Below are 577 nucleotides of genomic sequence, written 5' to 3'. Positions count from 1 at the left end.
TCCAGGAGCTGGTCGGCCACCCCAAGGAGCGCGCCGAGCACGTGATGCTCATCGACTTGGAACGCAATGACCTGGGCCGCATCTGCACGCCCGGCAGCGTCGAGGTGGACGAGCTGATGACGGTGGAAAGCTACGCCCACGTGCACCACATCGTGAGCAACGTGCGTGGCCGCCTGCGCGCGGGCGTGAGCCCCGGCCAGGTGATCGCCGCCACCTTCCCGGGCGGCACCATCACCGGCTGTCCGAAGGTGCGCTGCATGCAGATCATCGCCGAGCTGGAGCAGACCCCACGGGGCGCCTACACCGGCGCGTTCGGCTGGCTCAACCGCGATGGCGACCTGGACCTGAACATCCTGATCCGCACCGCCGAAGTGGCCGCCGCCAGCGCCACCTTCCGCACCGGCGCCGGCATCGTGGTCGATTCGGACCCGGACAAGGAACTGGACGAAACCCGCGCCAAGGCGCGCGGCCTGATGCGCGCGCTGGGCCGGCATGACTGAGCCGTTTGGGCGTGTGCAGCGGTCGCGCGGTATGCTGCGCGGCGGCGAAAACCATTCGAGGTGACCATGGCGGGTGC

General features: G+C 69.5%; 1 protein-coding gene. It reads left to right on the top strand.

The window, feature by feature from the left end; genetic code table 11:
- Window positions 1-500, top strand: a 500-nt coding sequence (locus DBR34_RS07455; protein WP_181393933.1) for a chorismate-binding protein, incomplete at its 5' end; no start/stop codon positions are given.
- Window positions 501-577 lie beyond the last annotated feature (77 nt).

Origin of the sequence: Stenotrophomonas sp. HMWF003 (genome assembly GCF_003061285.1) — a bacterium.
In the GTDB taxonomy this organism is placed as follows: Bacteria; Pseudomonadota; Gammaproteobacteria; order Xanthomonadales; family Xanthomonadaceae; genus Stenotrophomonas; species Stenotrophomonas maltophilia_AP.
This window is presented reverse-complemented; position numbering and strand designations above follow the sequence as displayed.